We start from the raw sequence: 20,709 nt of genomic DNA, 5'->3' as shown, positions 1-20,709 counted from the left end.
TATTTCGTTAAAAGGTTTTAAATATGTCTAAGAAAAATGGTCAGGTTAAGTGGTTCAATGAAAGCAAAGGTTTTGGTTTTATTGAGCAGGCTGATGGCGAGAAAGATGTCTTCGTACATTTCTCTGCAATCGCAACCGATGGTTTCAAAACTCTGGCTGAAGGCCAGCGTGTAGAATACACCATTCAGGATAGCCCGCGCGGTCCTGCTGCTGCTAACGTTATTGCGCTCTGAGAAGAGGCTGACGTGATGATATGAAATAACGATAATCGCTAATCATATCAGCAGAGTAAAGCCCGCCGGATGGCGGGTTTTTCATACCTGAGAAGGTAAATGCGGCGTTAATAAAAACGTCGAAAAGTAGTAAAAATAATCGTTAAAACAAATTCGCTCATTAGAGGTTCTTTATAAAAAAATAACTTAGAAATGGGCAAACGCATCCGAACAATAATAAAAAAGTGTGTTCATGGATGCCCAAAAGAAAGGATAGAAATTATGATGTTAAAAATGGGTTTAGTTAAATGGTACAACCAGGCTAAAGGCTATGGTTTTATTTGCCCGCTCGATGGTTCTTCTGAAATTTACGTTCAGCGTACTTCGATCGCCAACACGGGAAATAAATCCCTGAGTGCCGGTCAGCGAGTTGAATTCACCACTTACCGCAGCGTCGCACACGGTCCTTCAGCGGCTGACGTTATCGGGTTCTGAATCTGATTTATGTTGTTCTCCGTTAAGCTGAATTTTACGCTTCGGTAAAAATATGCTATCGGTATCCGCAGTCTACCCGCTGCAATGGATACCGATATGTCTCACCCGGTTATATCTCTCGCTTCAGCCCGCACCTTGCATTTATCTGCACAAAATCTCTTAAAACCTGCCACCCAAAAACTCACTGCTGCTGATGTCATTCAGGCGATTCGTAAGATGGGATTGCTGCAAATCGACACGATCAGCGTGGTTGCACGTAGTCCATATCTGGTGTTGTTCAGCCGCCTCGGTAATTACCCGATGCAGTGGCTTGAAGAATCATTGTCGGCGGGAAAGATCTTCGAATATTGGGCGCATGAGGCCTGCTTTATTCCCAGTGAAGATTACGGACTGTTGCGTCACCGGATGTTGAACCCGGAAAAAATGGGCTGGAAATTCTCACAGTCGTGGTTTGATCAACATGAGCATGACATACAGGCTTTGCTGATACACATTGCTGAGAACGGGCCTGTTCGTTCCGCAGATTTCAGCGCGGAAAAGAAATCGAACAGTGGATGGTGGGACTGGAAACCGCATAAGAAGCACCTGGAAACGCTATTTACCTCAGGCAAACTTATGGTCGCTGAGCGACGTAATTTCCACCGGGTATACGATTTAGCCGAGCGCGTGATGCCGGGTTGGGATGATGCGACACAGGCGCTCACGAAAGAGGACGCAGAGTTTCAAATGCTCAGGCGTTCTGCCCAATGCCTCGGATTGTTCAGGCCCGAATGGCTGGCTGATTATTACCGGCTTAAGCGTGTTGATACCAAAAAGGTGATTGCTCAGTTGCTGGCAGACAACGAAATAACGCCGGTGGAAGTGGAAGGGTTGACCGGTGTTTTTTATGTCCATCAGCAGCAATGGCCTCTTTTGCAGCAGGCGCTGGAATCCGGTATTTCTTCGACGGTGACGACATTACTTTCGCCATTTGATCCGGTGGTATGGGATCGCAAACGTGCGTCGGTTTTGTTCAATTTTGACTACCGGATCGAATGCTATACGCCGGAGGCAAAACGGCAATATGGCTATTTTACCTTACCTGTTTTGCAGCGGGGTGAGCTGATCGGTCGGGTTGATGCCAAAATGCATCGCAAGAATAAAATTTTCGAGATCAAAAGCTTACATTTTGAACCGGGGGTTACACTGACTGCACGGCGGGTTCGGGATCTCACTGGTGCGATTAATCGTTTTGCGGTTTGGCAGGGGGCTGGCGAAGTCACAACGGGCAACATTCCTGACTCTTTAACCCGTCACTGGAATAAAAACTGGCAACTGAGCTAAGCAAAAGAAAACGGCTGCGCCAGGCAGCCGTTGATTCACGATGATGGCAGGTGTCAGGCACTATTAGTTGCTGAAGTTTGCGAACATTGCGATGATTTTGTTAATGGTTTTCATTTTAAGGCTCATATTTGAAGTTATTTATGTGACGCAGGTCACATAAATTCTACTCTGCCTCAATCTGCAACGCAATCATTACAACGTGAAATTTTATCGTCACATTACGAAGGTTCCACATCTGTATGACGCGAAGGTGTGAGGAGTAACGCTGGTGGGGCGGTTATGCTATCCTGATGCACCGTCGTATCGTGTTTTCCAATGCGTTTTTGCGCTGCACCACATTGATAATCTGGTGTATTTGCCTCCGGAGAAATTTATGGATCACCGTTTGCTTGAAATCGTTGCCTGCCCTGTCTGTAACGGGAAGTTGTATTTTAATAAAGAGTCTCAGGAATTGGTCTGCAAAGCGGACAGCCTCGCGTACCCGGTTCGTGACGGAATTCCCGTATTATTAGAAAATGAGGCCCGCCCGCTTTCTGTAGATGAGACACATCCATGAGTTTTATTGCCATTATTCCTGCCCGTTATGGCTCAAGTCGTTTGCCGGGTAAACCTCTGGCGGACATCAACGGTAAACCGATGGTTGTCCATGTCATGGAACGTGCGCTTGAATCTGGCGCGAAACGTGTGATCGTCGCAACCGATCATCCGGAAGTCGTAAAAGCGGTTGAAGCGGCCGGTGGCGAAGTCTGCATGACCCGTGCGGATCATCAATCCGGGACTGAGCGTCTGGCTGAAGTGATCGAGCTATGCCAGTTTGCTGATGACGAAATCATCGTTAACGTGCAGGGCGACGAACCCTTAATTCCGCCGGTGATTATCCGTCAGGTGGCTGAAAATCTGGCAAACAGCGAAGCTGGCATGTCCACGCTGGCCGTGCCGATTGAAACCGCAGAAGAAGCTTTCAATCCCAACGCCGTAAAAGTTGTGCGCAATGCTAAAGGCTATGCCATGTACTTCTCACGGGCGGCCATTCCCTGGGAGCGCGAACGTTTTGCCGTGTCTAAAGAAACAATTGGCGATGTCTTCCTGCGCCATATCGGCATTTACGCCTATCGTGCCGGATTTATCCGTCAGTATGTGAAATGGGAACCGAGCGAACTGGAGCACATCGAACTTCTCGAACAACTGCGGGTGCTGTGGTACGGTGAAAAAATCCATGTTGATGTGGCAAAAGCCATCCCTTCCGTCGGGGTCGATACTCCGGAAGATTTGGAACGCGTGCGCGCTATCCTGAGTCACTGATGTTTGCGAAAACGGAATGTTACGGCATTCCGTTTACTCATTTCTGATTTACATTATTTTCATGCCTTTTTGCGCACTTCCTTCCTTTTTCTCTTCCGATTATCCGGTTTTTGTTTGATCTGAAACGGGGTATTCCTGCATTGAAGCTTCCATCATAACCCTTACTCTTTTCGTCACTGCGAACACGTTATGGAACAGCTAAAAGCCGAATTAAGTATTGTGCTGGGTGAGCGTTTATCCCGCCTGGAATGCGTCAGTGAGCAGCCCTACGCCCATCTTTTTTCACTCTATGATGAGCAGGGCTATGCGATGCCTTTGATGGCGAAAAGTTTTACCTGTCAGGGGATCGCCGGGCAGGAGGCCTATAAACTTTCCATGCTGGCGCGAGAAGGGGTAGTCCGTGTGCCGACAGTTTATGGCATGGTCACCACCCATCAAAAACCCTACCAGGAGATCCTGCTGATTGAGCGGCTGCGTGGCGTTTCGGCAGAAGCGCCCACCCGAACGCCTGAACGCTGGCACGTTTTGCAGGAGCAAATGGTGGAGGCGATGCTGGCGTGGCATCGTATTGACAGTCACGGTTGCGTGGGTTCCGTTGACAGTACGCAGGAAAATCGCTGGGAAAACTGGTATCCGCAGCGGATAGAGGTGTTATGGGCGACGTTAACCCATTTGCAGGCGCCCGAACTCACCGCAGAAGACCGCACGATGCTGTTTCGTTCACGTCAGTGTCTGGGCGCCATGTTTAAAGACTTCGACGACACGCCGGTCCTGGTTCATGGCAATCTTTCCCTGCGAAGTATGCTCAAAGACCCGCGCAGCGATCAGTTGTTAGCGATGATCAATCCCGGCACCGTACTCTGGGCACCACGCGAATTTGAGCTTTTCCGGTTATGGGAAAAGGGCATGAGCGAGCAGCTGCTATTTACCTATTTACAGAAAGCGCCAGTTTCCGACTCATTCCTTTCCCGTCGTTGGATGTATCTGGTGTGGGAATCGGTGGCGCATCTGATTCATACCGGCAAGCTCGATCGTCGCCAGTTTGATTACGCACGGCAGCAGTTGCTGCCGTGGCTGGACTGAATCAGTTCGCCGCAGACTGCGACCCGGTAAACCATTGCCACAGGCGTCCCAGCGATTCATACCATACCCGTTCGCTGTGAGATAAATAAAACGCCTGCGGGAGGGCTTTTTCCCACGGATTAAGCGGGGAGTTGATCGCCAACTGATTGGCTGGCGCAGGTATTGGCGTCAGTCCTTGCTGCCGGAAGAAAATCATCGCGCGCGGGAGGTGATTGGCGGACGTTACCAGAGCGAAAGGTTGTTGCCCGATCAGTGCTTTGACCTGCTCAGATTCTTCATGAGTATCTTTCGGTTTATCAAGCAACAGGATATCGCTCTCAGGAACGCCTAAACTTTCTGCCACTTTTCCTGCTATTGACGCACTGCTGACCGGGTTCGTCATTGCCTTGCCGCCGGTAAAGACCAACCTGGCTCCCGGATTAGCACGATAAATACGGATCCCTTCGGTGACGCGCGGCAGACTGTTGCTGAGTAAATTCGAGCTCGGCGCCCACTCAGGATTGAAGGTGTAACCGCCTCCCAGTACCACCACAAATTTCACCGGCGGGTGCGCCTGCGCCTGATAAGTCGGGTATTCTGATTCAATCGGTCGCAGCAGGCTGTCAGCCACGGGTTGCAGGCTCAGAAGCAGCAACAGCAGCCAACTTAGCAAAAAACACACTTTTCCGGTTTTCTGCAAGCGGGTCATCCACAGCAACACCAGCGCGATTGCCATGATCAGCAAAATAAAGGGCAGGGGAAGCAGCAGGCCGCCAAGGGTCTTTTTTAGGATAAATAACATCTGAAACCGTTCCTTTTGGGTGAAAAAACGACATCCGGGCGTGATTCCGCGTCAGGATGATTTATTCTATGCCCGCCTGTGCCAAAATAGCAGCCAGATAGCTGCACACCAAATTATTCACGTGGACAGGTTTCCACCAAAATGCTCAACAGCGAACAGGTAAGACTTCATGCAGGATCGTAATTTTGACGATATGGCCGAAAAATTTTCGCGCAATATCTACGGCACAACGAAGGGACGTATCCGTCAGGCTGTGCTGGGTCAGGATCTGCAGGAATTGATGAAATCTTTACCGCAGCGGCCTCTGCGCATTTTAGATGCGGGCGGCGGCGAAGGACAAATGGCCTGCGAACTGGCCGCTTTAGGACATCAGGTCTTGTTGTGCGATCTGTCAGGTGAGATGATCCGCCGCGCTCAGGCCGCTGCGATTGAAAAAGGTGTGAGCGGTAACATGCAATTTGTACAATGCCCCGCTCAGCACATCGCAGAACATTTGGAACAGCCGGTTGATCTGATATTGTTCCATGCGGTCATCGAATGGCTGGCTGAACCGCAAGCGGCGCTAGCCGCGCTGGTCGATTGTCTGGCACCCGGTGGCGCGCTATCGCTGATGTTTTACAATATCCACGGCCTGGTCATGCGGCACATGATCCTCGGCAATTTTGGTCATGTCGATGCGGGCGTACCAAAAATCAAAAAAAGCTCCCTGTTACCTGATCACCCGCTGGAACCTGCGCAGGTCTATCAGTGGCTGGAAGAGCTTGGAATGCAGATCAGTGGCAAGACCGGTGTTAGAGTGTTCCACGATTATTTGCGAAACAGACAACAACATAAACAGGATTTTGACGAGCTTCTGGCGCTGGAACAGCGCTATTGCCGCCAGGAACCTTTTGTTAGTTTGGGACGTTACATCCACGTGATGGCGCACAAACCCATTCTGAAGGACGAATTATGAGTGAATTTTCCCAGACTGTACCCGAACTGGTCGCCTGGGCACGGAAAAATGATTTCTCAATTTCGCTGCCAACGGAGCGACTGGCTTTTCTTATGGCGATTGCCACATTAAACAGCGAGCGCCTTGATGGGGAAATGAGTGAAGGTGAACTGGTTGATGCGTTTCGTCATGTCAGTAAAGGTTTTGAGCAGACGAATGAAACGATTAACGTACGTGCCAATAACGCCATCAATGACATGGTGCGCCAGCGTTTGCTCAACCGTTTTGTCAGTGAAATGGCAGACGGCAATGCTATTTATCGCCTGACGCCTCTGGCGATCGGTATCTCCGATTATTATATCCGTCAGCGTGAGTTCTCCACGCTGCGTCTGTCTATGCAGCTGTCGATCGTGGCGCAGGAACTCAAGCGCGCCGCCGATGCAGCCGACGAAGGCGGTGATGATTTCCACTGGCATCGCAACGTTTACGCACCGCTGAAATATTCCGTTGCGGAAATCTTCGACAGCATAGATATGACTCAGCGCATCATGGATGAGCAGCAGCAGGGCGTGAAAGACGATATTGCCGGGCTGCTCAACAAAGACTGGCGCGCAGCTATTTCCAGCTGTGAACTTCTTCTGTCAGAAACCTCCGGTACACTGCGCGAATTGCAGGATACGCTGGAAGCGGCGGGTAACCTGCTGCAGGCGCACCTGATGCGTATTCAGGACGCCACCATGATCGACATGGATTTGGGATTCGTCGACAAACTGGTTTTCGACTTACAAAACAAACTCGATCGCATTACCAGTTGGGGTCAGCAGGCCATTGATCTGTGGATCGGTTATGACCGTCACGTACACAAATTTATCCGTACCGCGATCGACATGGATAAAAATCGCGTATTTGCTCAGCGTCTGCGTCAGTCGGTTCAGAACTATTTTGATCAGCCGTGGACACTGACTTTTGCCAATGCCGATCGTCTGCTGGACATGCGCGACGAAGAACTGGCGCTGCGCAGTGAGGAAGTGACGGGCGAACTTCCGCCAGATCTTGAATTCGAAGAATTTAACGAAATCCGTGAACAGCTTGCGGCATTGATTGAACAGGCATTACAAGTTTATCAACAACAGAAAACGCCGCTCAATCTGGGCATGGTGATGCGCGAATACCTCATACAGTATCCGCGAGCCCGACACTTTGATGTCGCGCGAATTGTGGTCGACCAGGCAGTGCGCCTTGGTGTGGCTGAAGCAGATTTTTCAGGGTTGCACGCCGAATGGCAGGCAATCAATGATTACGGAGCCAAGGTGCAGGCCCATGTCATCGACAAATATTGAACACATAATGCCAGCTAAGCTGGCGCAGGCACTGGCGAACTCAGTGTTTCCTGCTCTCGACAGCCAGTTACGTTCCGGCCGCCACATCGGCATTGATGAACTGGATAACCACGCTTTCCTGATGGACTATCAGGAAGAAATGGAACTCTTTTACAGCCGCTATCACGTGGAATTGATTCGGGCACCGGAAGGTTTCTTCTATTTACGCCCGCGTTCTACCACGCTTATCCCGCGCTCGGTTTTGTCTGAGCTGGACATGATGGTGGGGAAAATTCTTTGCTATCTGTATCTCAGCCCTGAACGTCTGGCGCATGAAGGCATTTTCACCCAGCAGGAACTTTATGATGAGTTGCTGAGCCTGGCTGATGAAAACAAATTGCTTAAATACGTGAACCAGCGCTCCACCGGCTCCGATCTCGACCGCCAGAAGTTACAGGACAAAGTCAGAACGTCACTGAACCGTCTGCGCCGTCTGGGTATGGTGTTTTTCATGGGCGTCGACAGCACGAAATTCCGCATCACCGAAGCTGTATTTCGTTTCGGTGCTGATGTCCGCAGCGGAGATGATGCCCGTGAAGCGCAGTTGCGGATGATCCGCGACGGCGAAGCGATGCCTGTTGACAGCGCATTGTCATTAAACGATGAGCCCGATGACAGTGAAGCCCAGACCGGGCAGCAAGGACACCAGAGCGCAGAGGATGAACAGGAATGATTGAACGCGGTAAATTTCGCTCACTGACGCTGGTTAACTGGAACGGCTTTTTTGCCCGTACTTTTGACCTCGATTCACTGGTGACTACGCTTTCCGGCGGCAACGGTGCGGGTAAATCCACCACCATGGCTGCCTTCGTCACGGCGCTTATCCCCGATCTGACGCTGCTGCATTTCCGTAACACCACTGAAGCGGGCGCGACTTCCGGTTCACGCGACAAAGGTCTGCACGGAAAATTACGTGCGGGCGTGTGTTATTCGGTACTGGACGTGGTGAACTCACGTCACCAGCGCATTGTGGTGGGCGTTCGCCTGCAACAAATTGCCGGTCGCGATCGCAAAGTCGATATCAAACCCTTCACCATTCAGGGGCTGCCGGTTGCGGTAAACCCGACGGAAATGCTGACTGAAACGGTCGGAGAACGCCAGGCGCGCGTGTTGTCTTTGCAGGAACTGAAAGATCGCGTCGAAGCAATGGAAGGCGTGCAATTTAAGCAGTTCAACTCGATTACTGATTATCATGCCCTGATGTTTGATCTGGGCGTGATCCCGCGCCGTTTACGTTCAGCGTCAGACCGCAGCAAGTTCTATCGTCTGATTGAGGCCTCGCTGTACGGCGGTATTTCCAGCGCCATCACCCGTTCCCTGCGTGACTACCTGTTACCGGAAAACAGCGGTGTGCGTAAAGCTTTCCAGGATATGGAAGCGGCGCTGCGCGAGAACCGCATGACGCTGGAAGCCATCCGCGTTACGCAATCTGACCGTGACCTGTTTAAGCATCTGATTTCTGAAGCGACTTCTTACGTGGCCGCCGACTACATGCGTCACGCCAACGAACGCCGTATCCATCTTGATGGTGCGCTGGTGCTGCGTAATGATTTGTTAACCAGCCGCAAACAGCTCTCCGGTGAACAATACCGCCATGTTGAAATGGCGCGTGAGCTGGCAGAACAAAGCGGTGCGCAAAGCGATCTGGAAACAGATTATCAGGCCGCCAGTGACCATCTGAGTCTGGTACAGACAGCGATGCGTCAGCAGGAAAAAATCGAGCGTTATGAAAGCGATCTCGAAGAGCTGACCTATCGTCTGGAAGAGCAGAACGAAGTCGTCGCTGAAGCCAGCGAACTGCACGCTGAGCATGAAGCCCGTGCTGAGGCCGCCGAGCTGGAAGTGGATGAACTGAAGAGCCAGCTGGCAGATTATCAGCAGGCGCTGGATGTTCAGCAGACCCGTGCTATCCAGTATCAGCAAGCCTTACAGGCGATCGAGCGCGCCCGTGAGCTGTGCCAGATCCCCGATCTGAGCACGCAAAACAGTGAACAATGGCTGGATACGTTCCAGAGCAAAGAGCAGGAAGCGACCGAAATCCTGCTAATGCTGGAACAAAAAATGAGTGTGGCCTCTGCCGCACACAGCCAGTTCGAAACGGCCTACCAGCTGGTCGTGAAAATCGCCGGAGAAGTCAGCCGCAGTGATGCCTGGAAGACGGCGCGTGAACTGTTGCGCGAGTGGTCCTCACAACTGCATCAGGCTGAGCGCGTTGAGCCGCTGCGTATGCGTTTGTCCGAGCTGGAAGGGCGTCTGCGCGAACAGCAGGACGCTGAGCGTCAGTTGCAGGAATTCTGTAAACGCACCGGGCAGGATGTGCAACCTGAAGATCTGGACGAAATGCAGCGCGAGCTGGACGTGCAGATTGAAGAATTACAGATTGTGGTATCACAGGCTGGTGAACGCCGCATGGAAATGCGTCAGGAACTTGAGCAGGTGCAGGCCCGCATCCGTGAACTGACCGCACGCGCACCCGTCTGGCTGGCCGCTCAGGAAGCCCTGAGTCAGTTAAGCGAGCAGAGCAAAGAGCCGCTGGAAAACAGCCAGCAGGTCACGGAGTACATGCAGCAGTTGCTGGAAAGTGAGCGTGATACCACCGTCGAACGTGACGAAGTGGCGGCACGTAAACGTCGAATCGAAGGCCAGATCACCCGTCTCAGCCAGCCAAGCGGTGCGGAAGATTCCCGCATGATTGCGCTGGCTGAGCGTTTTGGCGGCGTGCTGCTGTCAGAGATTTACGATGACGTCACCATCGACGATGCACCTTATTTCTCGGCGTTGTATGGCCCGTCGCGCCACGCAATTGTGGTGCCTGATTTATCGCTGATCCGCGATCAGCTGGACGGCCTGGACGATTGCCCTGAAGATCTCTATCTGATTGAAGGGGATCCGCAGTCCTTCGATGATAACGTTTTTGAAGTCGATGAAATGCAGGGCGCGGTGCTGGTGAAAACCGGTGACCGCCAGTGGCGTTATTCGCACTTCCCGCAGGTGCCGTTGTTTGGCCGTGCGGCCCGTGAAAACCGTCTGGAAACGCTGCATAAAGAACGCGAAAGTTTGTCTGAGCGTTACGCTACGCTGTCATTCGATGTGCAGAAAATTCAGCGTGCACATCAGGCTTTCAGCCGCTTTATCGGCAGCCATCTCGCCGTGGCGTTTGATGCCGATCCTGAGGCTGAGATTCGTAGTCTGAGCGGTCGCCGTGGTGAACTGGAGCGTGCACTTAATGCGCACGAAGGCCAGAATCAGCAGCAGCGTCAGCAGTACGAGCAGGCAAAAGATGCCATCGCGATGCTCAATAAACTTCAGCCGCGCGTAGGTTTGCTGTGCGATGAAACGTTGATCGATCGTGTGGAAGAAATTCGCGATGAAATGGAAGAGGCGCAGGATGCCGCCCGTTTCATTCAGCAACATGGTCTCTCTCTCAGCAAGCTGGAACCGCTGGTTTCCGTTCTGCAAAGCGACCCGGAACAACACGAACAGCTGAAAGAAGATTATGCACAGGCTCAGCACGCCCAGCGTCTGGCGAAACAACAGGCGTTTGCCCTGACTGAAGTCGTTCAGCGCCGTGCTCACTTCAGCTATACCGACTCTGCCGGAATGTTGAATGAGAATGCTGATCTGAACGACCAGTTGCGTCAGCGCCTCGAACATGCCGAAGCCGAACGTACCCGTGCCCGTGAACAAATGCGTCAGCATCAGGCGCAATATGCGCAATACAGTCAGGTGCTTGCCTCGCTGAAAAGCTCGTTCGACGCCAAGCGTGACATGCTTAAAGAACTGGGGCAGGAGTTGCAGGATATCGGCGTTCAGGCCGATCCGAATGCCGAAGCGCGCGCCAAAACGCGCCGCGATGAACTGCACTCGGCGCTCAGCACTAACCGGGCGCGCTGCAACCAACTTGAAAAACAGATCACCTTCTGCGAAGCCGAAATGGATAACCTGCAGAAGAAATTACGTAAGCTGGAACGTGATTATCATCAGAGCCGCGAGCAGGTTGTCTCCTCGAAAGCGGGCTGGTGCGCCGTCATGCGTCTGGTGAAAGATAACGGTGTTGAGCGTCGCTTACATCGCCGTGAGCTGGCCTATATGGACGGCGATGAGCTGCGTTCTATGTCGGATAAATCATTGGGTGCGCTGCGTCTGGCGGTGTCTGATAACGAACATCTGCGTGATGTGCTCCGTCTTTCAGAAGATCCAAAACGTCCTGAGCGTAAAATCCAGTTCTACATCGCGGTGTATCAGCATCTGCGCGAACGTATCCGGCAGGATATCATTCGTACTGATGATCCGGTTGAAGCCATCGAACAGATGGAAATTGAACTTGGGCGTTTGACGGAAGAACTGACTGCCCGCGAACAGCAACTGGCAATTAGCTCTAAGAGCGTGGCTAACATCATTCGCAAAACCATTCAGCGTGAGCAGAACCGTATTCGTCAGCTGAACCAGGGGCTGCAAGCCGTGGCATTTGGTCAGGTGAAGAGCGTGCGGCTGAACGTCAATGTGCGCGAGGCGCATGCCGGCTTGCTGGATGTGCTCTCCGAGCAACAGGAACAACATCAGGATCTGTTCAGCAGCAACCGTCTGACCTTCTCCGAAGCCCTGGCGAAGTTGTACCAGCGTCTGAACCCGCAAATCGATATGGGGCAACGCACGCCACAAACGATCGGCGAAGAGCTGCTCGACTACCGTAACTATCTCGAGATGGAAGTCGAGGTGAACCGCGGCTCTGACGGCTGGCTGCGTGCAGAGAGTGGCGCGCTGTCAACGGGTGAGGCGATCGGTACCGGTATGTCGATTCTGGTGATGGTCGTACAGAGCTGGGAAGACGAATCGAGCCGTATGCGCGGGAAAGATATTTCACCGTGCCGCCTGTTGTTCCTCGATGAAGCGGCGCGTCTGGATGCCAAATCTATCGCGACCCTTTTCGAGTTGTGCGATCGTCTGGAAATGCAGTTGATTATTGCCGCACCGGAAAACATCAGCCCTGAAAAGGGGACGACCTATAAGCTGGTGCGTAAAATGTTCGGTAACAATGAGCATGTTCACGTGGTGGGCTTACGTGGTTTTGCACCAGAAGTCCCTGCGCTGGCGAGCACGGAAGAAGACGTTTCCTGAGCATTTTTTAATATGAAAGTGTCTTGAATGTCTGAAAGCCCTGGCGAAGAATGCCGGGGCTTTTTACGTCTAATTATTCATTTTACTTATGCTTCCAGATAAAAAATAAGTGGTTTCAAATAGCAAAAAAAACAATCGTCCTGCCTTGCCTGAAATATAGGCGAATGAATTAAAAACGCCGTAATGAAGGCTTTATTTCGGCTGACGGCTGGCATAGAGTCATCACGTCAGACGCGGACTCTATTTAATTGAGTTTCTACGCAAAAAAAGAATTCTCTTTATATACTTAATCTCAGTATCGCTGGATTATTTCGGGGATGAAATTGATAAATTTACCGGGAGGCAAGGGAAGATGTTGATGAATCAAAGGTCTCTCAAGTTTTTAGTCGCCAGCTGCTTGCTGGCCAGCGGGTTATCGCCATGGTTTGCTGCCTGGGCGGCAGTACCGACCATGCCAGTGCGAACTACCACGCTTTCCAGCGTACAGAGTATGAGCCAGCTACAGGCTGAACTGTTACCGCGAGGTATCCGTCCGCTGTATCTGTCTTCTCTGTCGTCACTGTATGCGGCAAACCACATGCAGCCCATGTGGAAGGACAGGGAAACCGTCCAGATTTTCCAGCAACAACTCGCAGAACTGGCTATTTCAGGTATACAGCCTCAATTTACCCAATGGGTAAGGTGGCTGACAGATCCGCAAATCACCGGGATGGCGCGTGACGTCGTATTGTCTGACGCTATGCTTGGGTATTTGCAGTTCACCAGCAGCGTTGAAGCGAAAGGCGACACCTGGCTGTACAGCAATGTCCCTTACAAAATGACTACACCACCGCTCACCGTCATCAATCAGTGGCAGTTGGCGGTGCGCAAAGATACAACGGCGCAGTATTTATCGACACTGACTCCACAGCACCCTTACTACGCGAAAATGCACGAAGCACTGAAAATCATGCTGGCGGATAACCGCCCATGGCCTGCCATGACCGGAGTATCAAGCTTGCGTCCTGACCAGATCAGTGACGACATTCCTGCCCTGCGTGAAATTCTCGACCGCACCGGCATGATGGTTGCGGCCCCGGAAGAGATCAAAGCACCTAAGCCGACGGACGAAACCATCGCGCCAAATGTGCCGGGCAGCGCAGCCAATGACGATCTTTCCGTTGATGAAACAGCTGACAAAGCACAGAACGCAACGCCTGCGGTAAGTCCTTCTGCAACGTCAGTGCAGGATGTCCTGCCTACCGTGCAGTCTGCCGAAAGCCCGGCGCCGGTCGCGCCTGTTGTGGTATCCAATAACCAGTACACACCAGAGCTGGTGGAGGCGGTTAAACGTTTCCAGAAATGGCAAGGTTTGGAAGCTGACGGCATCATTGGTGCCCGTACGCGCCAGTGGCTTAATGCATCCCCGCAGCTGCGTGCGACGTTGCTGGCGTTGAACATTCAGCGTCTGCGAATTCTGCCGGGCAATGTTAACACCGGCATTATGGTGAACATCCCCAATTACCAGCTGACTTACTATCTCAACGGCAACGAAGTGTTGTCTTCAAGAGTGATTGTCGGGCGGCCGAGCCGTAAAACGCCACTGATGAGCAGTGCGTTGAATAATGTGGTGGTGAACCCGCCATGGAACGTGCCGACCACGCTGGTGCGCGAAGATATTGTGCCGAAAGCCAGGAACAACCCGACGTATTTCCAGCAACACGGCTATCAGGTTCTATCGGGCTGGAGCAATGATGCGGAAGTGATCGACCCGATGATGATTGACTGGGCCATGGTGTCACCGAGCCATTTCCCGTATCGCATTCGTCAGGCACCGGGTGCCAGTAATTCGCTGGGCCGCTATAAGTTTAATATGCCAAGTTCGGATGCTATCTATCTGCATGACACGCCGAATCACAACCTGTTTAGCAAAGACATTCGCGCATTAAGTTCAGGCTGTGTGCGGGTAAACAAAGCCTCAGAACTGGCGAATATGCTGTTGCAGGATGCCGGCTGGAATGACACGCGGATCTCCTCGGCCCTGCAGGGCGGGAATACGACGTATGTGTCAATTCGCCATCACATACCCGTTAAACTGTTTTATCTGACAGCCTGGGTTGCTGAAGATGGTAAGCCGCAATTCCGCACAGATATTTACAATTATGATTCAACCGTGAGATCTGGTGCACAAATATTGCCTCAGGCAGAGAAATTATTGCAATAAATGCAGTAAAACTAATCTGATAACGGTCTGAGTAGTTGGCCATACAACGAGCGTGAGCACCTGGCACGCTCGTTTTGCGTTTTAGGGTCCCTTGACTCGTTCTATTTAGGGCGTTAAGGTTCGAAACGGTGCTGGCATTGCACCTATTTTTGACACTCTTACCGGATAGTAAACTGTACATGAATGAAATCGACAAACATCGCCGTAAATGGCTGGCATTAGGCAGTGCCGCTATGGGGATTGCATTACTTCCGAGTCGTGCATTCGCCACTCTTTCCACTCCTCGTCCGCGTATTCTGGTCGTTAACAATCTAAATACCGGCGAAACCCTCAAAACTGAATTTTTTGATGGAAAGCGTTACAACAAGGATGAATTGGCCCGGTTAAATCATTTGTTCAGGGACTATCGCGCGGAAAAAGTGAAGTCCATTGATCCTGCTCTGTTCGATCATCTTTATCGTTTACAGGTCATGCTCGGTGGAACGAACAAGCCCGTTCAGCTGATTTCCGGTTACCGTTCGCTGGCCACCAACAACAGCATGCGCGAACCAGGAAGTGGGGTAGCGAAACACAGCTACCATACGCTTGGGCAGGCAATGGATTTCCACATCCAGGGCATTGAACTGAGTAATATCCGCAAAGCAGCATTAAAAATGCGGATGGGTGGTGTAGGATATTATCCACGAAGTAACTTTGTGCACATCGATACCGGCCCTGCCCGGACCTGGTGATGTGTGTCATTAGTGGCCTGCACAAACGGACAGGCCATTTTGTGGAGCACTATGAAAACCCATCTCATTACTGTCACGGCTTTCAGCCAAAATTGCTCATTGATCTGGTGTACTAAAACCAATCAGGCCGCGCTTGTCGATCCGGGCGGTGAAGCAGCCAAAATTATTCGCGAAGTTTCCGCTCAGGGCGTTCTGGTCACTCAGATCCTGTTGACTCACGGACATCTTGATCACGTCGGCGCCGCTGCTGAACTGGCAGAACATTATCAGGTGCCAGTGATCGGCCCGCAAAAAGAAGATCAATTCCTGCTGGATGGGCTGCCCGCTCAGAGCCAGATGTTCGGACTGGAACACTGTGACCCGTTAACGCCAGACACCTGGCTGGAAGAGGGCGACACCGTCAGCGTTGGCGAAGAAGCGCTCTCCGTCCTGCATTGTCCGGGTCATACGCCGGGGCATATTGTCTTCATCAATGACAAAGCGCGTTTAGCCGTTTCCGGTGACGTGATTTTCAAAGGTGGCGTAGGCCGCAGTGATTTCCCGCGCGGCGATCATCAGGCGCTGATCAACTCTATCAAAACCAAATTATTGCCACTGGGCGATGATATTGTTTTCATCCCCGGTCACGGCCCGATGTCTGATTTTGGTTATGAGCGTAAAACCAATCCGTTCCTGCAGGATGAATTGCCGGTCTGGTAATTTTTCTGCCATATTGGGAACAGCAAAAAGCCCGTCAGTCACCTGACGGGCTTTTTTAATGGAACAGCGCTGCTTATCTTTTAGATGACCGCGACAATGGCTTCACACAGAGGAGCCATGTTGTCCAGCGTAATACCAGCCACGTTAATACGGCCAGAATTCACCGCGTAAACGCCGAATTCATCACGCAGACGCAAAACCTGATCTTTGGTCAGGCCGCTGAAAGAGAACATGCCGTTCTGATTGATAATAAAACTAAAGTCCTGTTTAGCGCCTTTTTCCTGCAAGGTGGTGACGAACAACTGACGCATGCGGTGGATACGCTGGCGCATGTCGCTCAGTTCCTGCTCCCACAAGGTGCGCAGGGCAGGGTTACCCAATATGGTCGCCACAACGGCTGCGCCGTGTGCCGGTGGGTTAGAGTAGTTTGCACGGATAACGGATTTCACCTGACTGAAGGCGCGATCTGCAGTGTCGGCATCTGCGGCAACTAAAGTACAGGCGCCCACTCGTTCGTTATACAGGCCAAAGTTTTTGGAGTAGGAACTGGCGACCAGCAACTCTTTGTGTTTTTCCACGAACAAGCGCAGGCCACCCGCATCTTCTTCCAGACCTTTGGCAAAGCCCTGATAGGCGAAATCAAACAGCGGCAACCAGCCTTTACTGACGGAGAGTTCAGCCAGCTGCGCCCACTGCGCTTGCGTAGGATCGATACCTGTCGGGTTATGGCAGCAGCCGTGGAATAACACCACGTCACCGGCCTGGGCTTCGCTCAGGCTTTTCAGCATACCGTCGAAATCAAGGGTGTGATTCGGCGCGTCGTAATAATTGTATTCAGCGACTTCAAGACCGGCGGCATTAAACACGCCTTTATGGTTTGGCCAGCTCGGGTTACTGACCCACACGCGTTTAGCGCTGGTCTGCGTGGCAATGAAATCAGCAGCAATACGCAATGCGCCGGTGCCGCCTGGGGTCTGCGCGGTGCGGGCGCGTTTTTCCGCGATCACGGCACTGTCTTTTCCGAACAGCAATTCCTGCGTGCAGTGTGCGAAATCAGGCAACCCGTCGATGCTCAGATAGGTTTTCGTCGTTTCATTTTCCAACAGGAATTGCTCGGCTTTTTTCACGCTGGCCAGAACCGGCGTCTTACCGGTTTCATCTTTATAAACACCAATCCCAAGATTGATTTTATCAGAGCGGTCGTCAGCGCGGAAAAGATCGGAAAGACCCAGAATAGGATCGGCGGGTGCTGCTGTGATTTTTTCAAACATGTTGGAAATTTCCATTAGCCTGATAGTGCGAAAGAGGCTTTAAGGGTAACGCCAGAGAGGGTTATTTGCCAACCGTTTGCGGGAAAAAGTAAGCAGAGTTGTGAGGGCGAATCCGAGATTAAAATATTTTATGGCAAGCCGCGGGGAAAGAGGCTTTTCAGGAAGACATAAATGCAAAAGGCAGAGCCGAAGCTCTGCCTTGATATCCACTTTGATGCACCCGTAAGTGCATCGTTAAGTGATATTAGAACTGGTATTGCAAGCCAACACCCACAGTGTCGTCGGTGCTGCGACCGGCGGCTTTGGTGTAGCTGTTGTCGTCCAGCAGGTTGATTTTGTAGTCAACGTAGGTAGACATGTTTTTGTTGAAGTAGTAGTAAGTACCAACTTCTACGTATTTAACCAGGTCAGCATCGCCGCCGGTGTAAGTAGAGCCGTTGTCGGTGAAGCCGTTCAGCTGCTTGCCTTTAGACTGCAGGTAAGCGATTGATGGGCGCAGACCGAAGTCGAACTGGTACTGTGCAACCACTTCGAAGTTCTGAGTTTTGTTAGCAATTGCAGCTGGGTTGCCGTAATCGGTGGTGTTGCGTGATTCACCGTAGAAGGTTGCCAGGTACAGGTTGTTAGCGTCGTATTTCGCGCCGAATGCATATGCGTCAGCTTTGTCGCCGTTACCGTCTGCTTTCTGAGTAGAGGTACGGTTAGAAGAGAAGTAAGCACCTGTCAGGCTAACACCGGAGTTGCCCAGTGCGTATGCTGCAGAAGTACCCCAGCCGTCGCCATTGGAATCAATTGGGCCACGGCTATCACGACCTTCGTCGTTTTTGCCCTGGTACTGAACAGCGAAGCTCAGGCCATCAACCAGACCGAAGAAGTTGCTGTTACGGTAAGTTGCCATACCATTACCACGACCAACCATAAAGTTGTCGTTGTTCTGGTACATAGTGTCATCACCAAAGATTGGCAATTGGTCGGTGTAGGACATTACGTCGTAGATTACGCCGTAGTTACGACCGTAGTCGAATGAACCTGCATCGCCAAATTTCAGACCTGCGAAGCCCAGACGAGTTTTGTTGCCTTCGTCACCAGCGCTTTCTGCATGGTTAGCCTGAACGTTGTATTCCCACTGGCCGTAACCGGTCAGTTGGTCAGTAATTTGGGTTTCGCCTTTGAAGCCGAAACGAACATAAGTCTGGTCGCCATCATCGCTGGCGTTATCAGAGAAGTTGTGGCGTGCGTCAACTTTACCGTACAAATCCAGTTTGTTGCCGTCTTTGTTATAGATCTCTGCTGCATTAGCTGCGCCAGCTACTAACAATGCTGGGATTACTACTGCAAGAATGTTGCGCTTCATCATTATTATTACCCTCATTGGTTTTATTCGGACACCTGCCACTGCCGTCAATAATTCTTTGGGGAACTATTCATGAAAGTTTGGTGTCTCCTGTGTCTGAACGCACTATTCCATCCGAGGTTCGCTTAATCTACAGCGAAAATGCTACTAAATTACTAAATATGTTTCAGCGGGAAAGAATGTATTACAAAATGTGTATTTTAGGGAACTTTGTGACGGGGATCTATTTTTAAAAATGACTAAGGCCAGCAATGCTGGCCTTAGTTTTGTAATTATTCTGTAAATTAAAAATAGTTTAATTTATTAGAAGGTTGCATTACGTGGTGTGCGCGGGAACGGAATCACGTCACGAACGTTCTGAACCCCGGTGACATAGGCCACTAAACGTTCAAAGCCTAAACCGAAGCCGGAATGAGGCACTGTGCCGTAACGGCGAAGATCGCGATACCACCAATAATCTTCAGTTTTGAGTCCCATTTCGACCATTCGTGCGTCCAATACGTCCAGACGTTCTTCACGCTGTGAACCGCCGATGATTTCGCCGATACCCGGTGCTAACACGTCCATTGCGGCAACTGTTTTGCCATCATCGTTCAGGCGCATGTAGAAGGACTTGATATCTTTCGGATAGTTTTTCACGACCACCGGCGCTTTGAAATGTTGCTCAGCAAGATAACGTTCATGCTCGGAAGAAAGATCGACACCCCATGAAACCGCGTTTTCGAATTTCTGGCCGCAATTCATTAAGATTTCTACTGCTTCGGTGTAATCCACCTGCGCGAAATCGGAGGTTACAAAACGCTCAAGGCGGGCAACCGCATCTTTGTCTACGCGCTCAGCGAAGAAGGCCATATCGTCTGAACGTTCGTTCAATACTGCCTGGAAAACATATTTGAGCATGTTTTCAGCCAGAGAGGCGATGTCGTCCAGCGTGGCAAATGCCACTTCCGGTTCGACCATCCAGAACTCAGCGAGGTGACGGCTGGTGTTGGAGTTTTCTGCACGGAACGTCGGGCCAAAGGTGTACACCTTGGAGAGTGCGCAAGCGTAAGCTTCGCCATTCAGCTGACCGGATACGGTCAGGAAGGATTCTTTACCAAAGAAGTCTTCGCTGAAGTCGATTTCGCCTTTGTCAGTGCGCGGCAGGTTTTGCAGATCCAGTGTAGATACGCGGAACATCTCACCCGCACCTTCGGTATCGGATGCGGTAATCAGCGGAGTCGACACCCAGAAGTAGCCGTTTTCATGATAGAAACGGTGAATCGCCTGAGACAGGGTGTTACGCACACGAGCCACTGCGCCAATCAGGTTGGTGCGCGGACGCAGGTGAGCCACCTCACGCAGATACTCGATGCTGTGACGTTTCGCTGCCATCGGATAGGTATCAGGGTCATCCACCCAGCCTACAACTTTAATTGCGGTCGCCTGCAGTTCGAAACTCTGGCCTTCGCCAGGGGAGGCCACCACGTTGCCGGTCACTTCAACAGAACAACCGGTCGTCAGGTGCAGAACATCGTCCTGATAATTGGGCAGAGAATTATTGACGACGGCCTGTAATGGATTAAAGCAGGAGCCGTCATAAACGGCGAGGAATGAGATACCAGCTTTAGAATCTCTCCGGGTACGTACCCAACCGCGTACGGTGACTTCACTGTCAACCGCAGCACGGCCTTGCAGTACGTCGACTACAGGCACAACGCTCATAGATTTCTCTCTTTCTTTATATACAGATGTTGATTAAGAAATAATGGACACCCTGTAAAAAGGGATTTTGCTATGTTACTTAGCCTTTCTCAGGACACAAGCAGAAATCATCGTCGCGGG

Annotated in this window: 17 protein-coding genes; 13 read left to right on the top strand and 4 right to left on the bottom strand. The window is 51.4% G+C overall.

What is annotated here, in order from left to right:
• Positions 1-23: 23 nt before the first annotated feature.
• From cspE to ACO0U8_RS11030, 6 genes are all read left to right on the top strand, one after another.
• Positions 24-233 carry a transcription antiterminator/RNA stability regulator CspE gene (gene cspE / locus ACO0U8_RS11055; RefSeq protein ID WP_056769269.1) on the top strand — a complete coding sequence of 70 codons (210 nt, stop codon included), beginning with the start codon at positions 24-26 and terminating at the stop codon, positions 231-233.
• 261 nt (positions 234-494) lie between these two features.
• Positions 495-707, top strand: coding sequence for a cold-shock protein (locus ACO0U8_RS11050; RefSeq protein WP_056769270.1), 213 nt, complete (start codon positions 495-497; stop codon positions 705-707).
• A gap of 96 nt (positions 708-803) precedes the next feature.
• A complete protein-coding gene (locus ACO0U8_RS11045) occupies positions 804-2,030 on the top strand; it encodes a winged helix-turn-helix domain-containing protein (RefSeq protein WP_421670788.1) in 1,227 nt (408 codons plus the stop codon).
• A gap of 373 nt (positions 2,031-2,403) precedes the next feature.
• Positions 2,404-2,586, top strand: a complete 183-nt coding sequence (locus tag ACO0U8_RS11040; RefSeq protein ID WP_056771818.1) for a Trm112 family protein — start codon at positions 2,404-2,406, stop codon at positions 2,584-2,586.
• Complete coding sequence (kdsB, locus tag ACO0U8_RS11035; RefSeq protein ID WP_056769274.1) at positions 2,583-3,332, top strand: 3-deoxy-manno-octulosonate cytidylyltransferase; 750 nt, start codon at positions 2,583-2,585, stop codon at positions 3,330-3,332. The genes ACO0U8_RS11040 and kdsB overlap by 4 nt, the downstream gene beginning before the upstream one ends.
• 189 nt (positions 3,333-3,521) lie before the next feature.
• Positions 3,522-4,415, top strand: coding sequence for a YcbJ family phosphotransferase (locus ACO0U8_RS11030; RefSeq protein ID WP_217204004.1), 894 nt, complete (start codon positions 3,522-3,524; stop codon positions 4,413-4,415).
• Between the two features lies 1 nt (position 4,416).
• On the opposite strand, the gene elyC is transcribed toward ACO0U8_RS11030, so the two are convergent.
• On the bottom strand, positions 4,417-5,196 hold the full coding sequence (gene elyC / locus ACO0U8_RS11025; RefSeq protein ID WP_421670787.1) for an envelope biogenesis factor ElyC: 780 nt from the start codon (positions 5,194-5,196) through the stop codon (positions 4,417-4,419).
• Positions 5,197-5,365: 169 nt separating this feature from the next.
• Here elyC and cmoM point away from each other — a divergent pair, with 169 nt between their 5' ends.
• The 7 genes from cmoM (at position 5,366) to ACO0U8_RS10990 (ending at position 16,260) form a co-directional block, all read left to right on the top strand.
• Positions 5,366-6,151 carry a tRNA uridine 5-oxyacetic acid(34) methyltransferase CmoM gene (gene cmoM, locus ACO0U8_RS11020; RefSeq protein ID WP_056769279.1) on the top strand — a complete coding sequence of 262 codons (786 nt, stop codon included), beginning with the start codon at positions 5,366-5,368 and terminating at the stop codon, positions 6,149-6,151.
• A complete protein-coding gene (gene mukF / locus ACO0U8_RS11015) occupies positions 6,148-7,470 on the top strand; it encodes a chromosome partition protein MukF (protein ID WP_421670786.1) in 1,323 nt (440 codons plus the stop codon). Before cmoM ends, mukF begins: the two co-directional genes overlap by 4 nt.
• Entirely contained in the window at positions 7,451-8,182 is a 732-nt protein-coding gene (gene mukE, locus ACO0U8_RS11010) for a chromosome partition protein MukE (protein WP_056769283.1), read from the top strand. Before mukF ends, mukE begins: the two co-directional genes overlap by 20 nt.
• Entirely contained in the window at positions 8,179-12,627 is a 4,449-nt protein-coding gene (gene mukB / locus ACO0U8_RS11005; protein WP_421670785.1) for a chromosome partition protein MukB, read from the top strand. Before mukE ends, mukB begins: the two co-directional genes overlap by 4 nt.
• Before the next feature lie 352 nt (positions 12,628-12,979).
• Complete coding sequence (gene ldtD, locus ACO0U8_RS11000; protein ID WP_421670784.1) at positions 12,980-14,830, top strand: L,D-transpeptidase; 1,851 nt, start codon at positions 12,980-12,982, stop codon at positions 14,828-14,830.
• Between the two features lie 179 nt (positions 14,831-15,009).
• Complete coding sequence (locus tag ACO0U8_RS10995; protein WP_056769288.1) at positions 15,010-15,561, top strand: YcbK family protein; 552 nt, start codon at positions 15,010-15,012, stop codon at positions 15,559-15,561.
• A gap of 51 nt (positions 15,562-15,612) precedes the next feature.
• Positions 15,613-16,260, top strand: coding sequence for an MBL fold metallo-hydrolase (locus ACO0U8_RS10990; protein WP_056769290.1), 648 nt, complete (start codon positions 15,613-15,615; stop codon positions 16,258-16,260).
• 80 nt (positions 16,261-16,340) lie between these two features.
• On the opposite strand, the gene ACO0U8_RS10985 is transcribed toward ACO0U8_RS10990, so the two are convergent.
• From ACO0U8_RS10985 to asnS, 3 genes are all read right to left on the bottom strand, one after another.
• Entirely contained in the window at positions 16,341-17,531 is a 1,191-nt protein-coding gene (locus ACO0U8_RS10985; RefSeq protein ID WP_217204007.1) for an amino acid aminotransferase, read from the bottom strand.
• A gap of 244 nt (positions 17,532-17,775) precedes the next feature.
• Positions 17,776-18,888 carry a porin OmpC gene (gene ompC, locus ACO0U8_RS10980; protein ID WP_390972529.1) on the bottom strand — a complete coding sequence of 371 codons (1,113 nt, stop codon included), beginning with the start codon at positions 18,886-18,888 and terminating at the stop codon, positions 17,776-17,778.
• Positions 18,889-19,188: 300 nt separating this feature from the next.
• Positions 19,189-20,589 (bottom strand): asparagine--tRNA ligase, encoded by a 1,401-nt coding sequence (asnS, locus tag ACO0U8_RS10975; protein ID WP_056769297.1) that lies wholly within the window; start codon positions 20,587-20,589, stop codon positions 19,189-19,191.
• Positions 20,590-20,709 lie beyond the last annotated feature (120 nt).

The sequence above is a fragment of the Rahnella sp. EDr1-12 genome, from assembly GCF_049206505.1.
In the GTDB taxonomy this organism is placed as follows: domain Bacteria; phylum Pseudomonadota; class Gammaproteobacteria; order Enterobacterales; family Enterobacteriaceae; genus Rahnella; species Rahnella rivi.
This window is presented reverse-complemented; position numbering and strand designations above follow the sequence as displayed.

Excerpts from the sequence above, each read along its gene's own strand:
- cspE (WP_056769269.1), top strand. The coding sequence starts at position 24 with ATGTCTAAGAAAAATGGTCAGGTTAAGTGGTTCAATGAAAGCAAAGGT.
- ACO0U8_RS11050 (WP_056769270.1), top strand. The coding sequence starts at position 495 with ATGATGTTAAAAATGGGTTTAGTTAAATGGTACAACCAGGCTAAAGGC.
- ACO0U8_RS11045 (WP_421670788.1), top strand. The coding sequence starts at position 804 with ATGTCTCACCCGGTTATATCTCTCGCTTCAGCCCGCACCTTGCATTTA.
- ACO0U8_RS11040 (WP_056771818.1), top strand. The coding sequence starts at position 2,404 with ATGGATCACCGTTTGCTTGAAATCGTTGCCTGCCCTGTCTGTAACGGG.
- kdsB (WP_056769274.1), top strand. The coding sequence starts at position 2,583 with ATGAGTTTTATTGCCATTATTCCTGCCCGTTATGGCTCAAGTCGTTTG.
- ACO0U8_RS11030 (WP_217204004.1), top strand. The coding sequence starts at position 3,522 with ATGGAACAGCTAAAAGCCGAATTAAGTATTGTGCTGGGTGAGCGTTTA.
- elyC (WP_421670787.1), bottom strand. The coding sequence starts at position 5,196 with ATGTTATTTATCCTAAAAAAGACCCTTGGCGGCCTGCTGCTTCCCCTG.
- cmoM (WP_056769279.1), top strand. The coding sequence starts at position 5,366 with ATGCAGGATCGTAATTTTGACGATATGGCCGAAAAATTTTCGCGCAAT.
- mukF (WP_421670786.1), top strand. The coding sequence starts at position 6,148 with ATGAGTGAATTTTCCCAGACTGTACCCGAACTGGTCGCCTGGGCACGG.
- mukE (WP_056769283.1), top strand. The coding sequence starts at position 7,451 with ATGTCATCGACAAATATTGAACACATAATGCCAGCTAAGCTGGCGCAG.
- mukB (WP_421670785.1), top strand. The coding sequence starts at position 8,179 with ATGATTGAACGCGGTAAATTTCGCTCACTGACGCTGGTTAACTGGAAC.
- ldtD (WP_421670784.1), top strand. The coding sequence starts at position 12,980 with ATGTTGATGAATCAAAGGTCTCTCAAGTTTTTAGTCGCCAGCTGCTTG.
- ACO0U8_RS10995 (WP_056769288.1), top strand. The coding sequence starts at position 15,010 with ATGAATGAAATCGACAAACATCGCCGTAAATGGCTGGCATTAGGCAGT.
- ACO0U8_RS10990 (WP_056769290.1), top strand. The coding sequence starts at position 15,613 with ATGAAAACCCATCTCATTACTGTCACGGCTTTCAGCCAAAATTGCTCA.
- ACO0U8_RS10985 (WP_217204007.1), bottom strand. The coding sequence starts at position 17,531 with ATGTTTGAAAAAATCACAGCAGCACCCGCCGATCCTATTCTGGGTCTT.
- ompC (WP_390972529.1), bottom strand. The coding sequence starts at position 18,888 with ATGATGAAGCGCAACATTCTTGCAGTAGTAATCCCAGCATTGTTAGTA.
- asnS (WP_056769297.1), bottom strand. The coding sequence starts at position 20,589 with ATGAGCGTTGTGCCTGTAGTCGACGTACTGCAAGGCCGTGCTGCGGTT.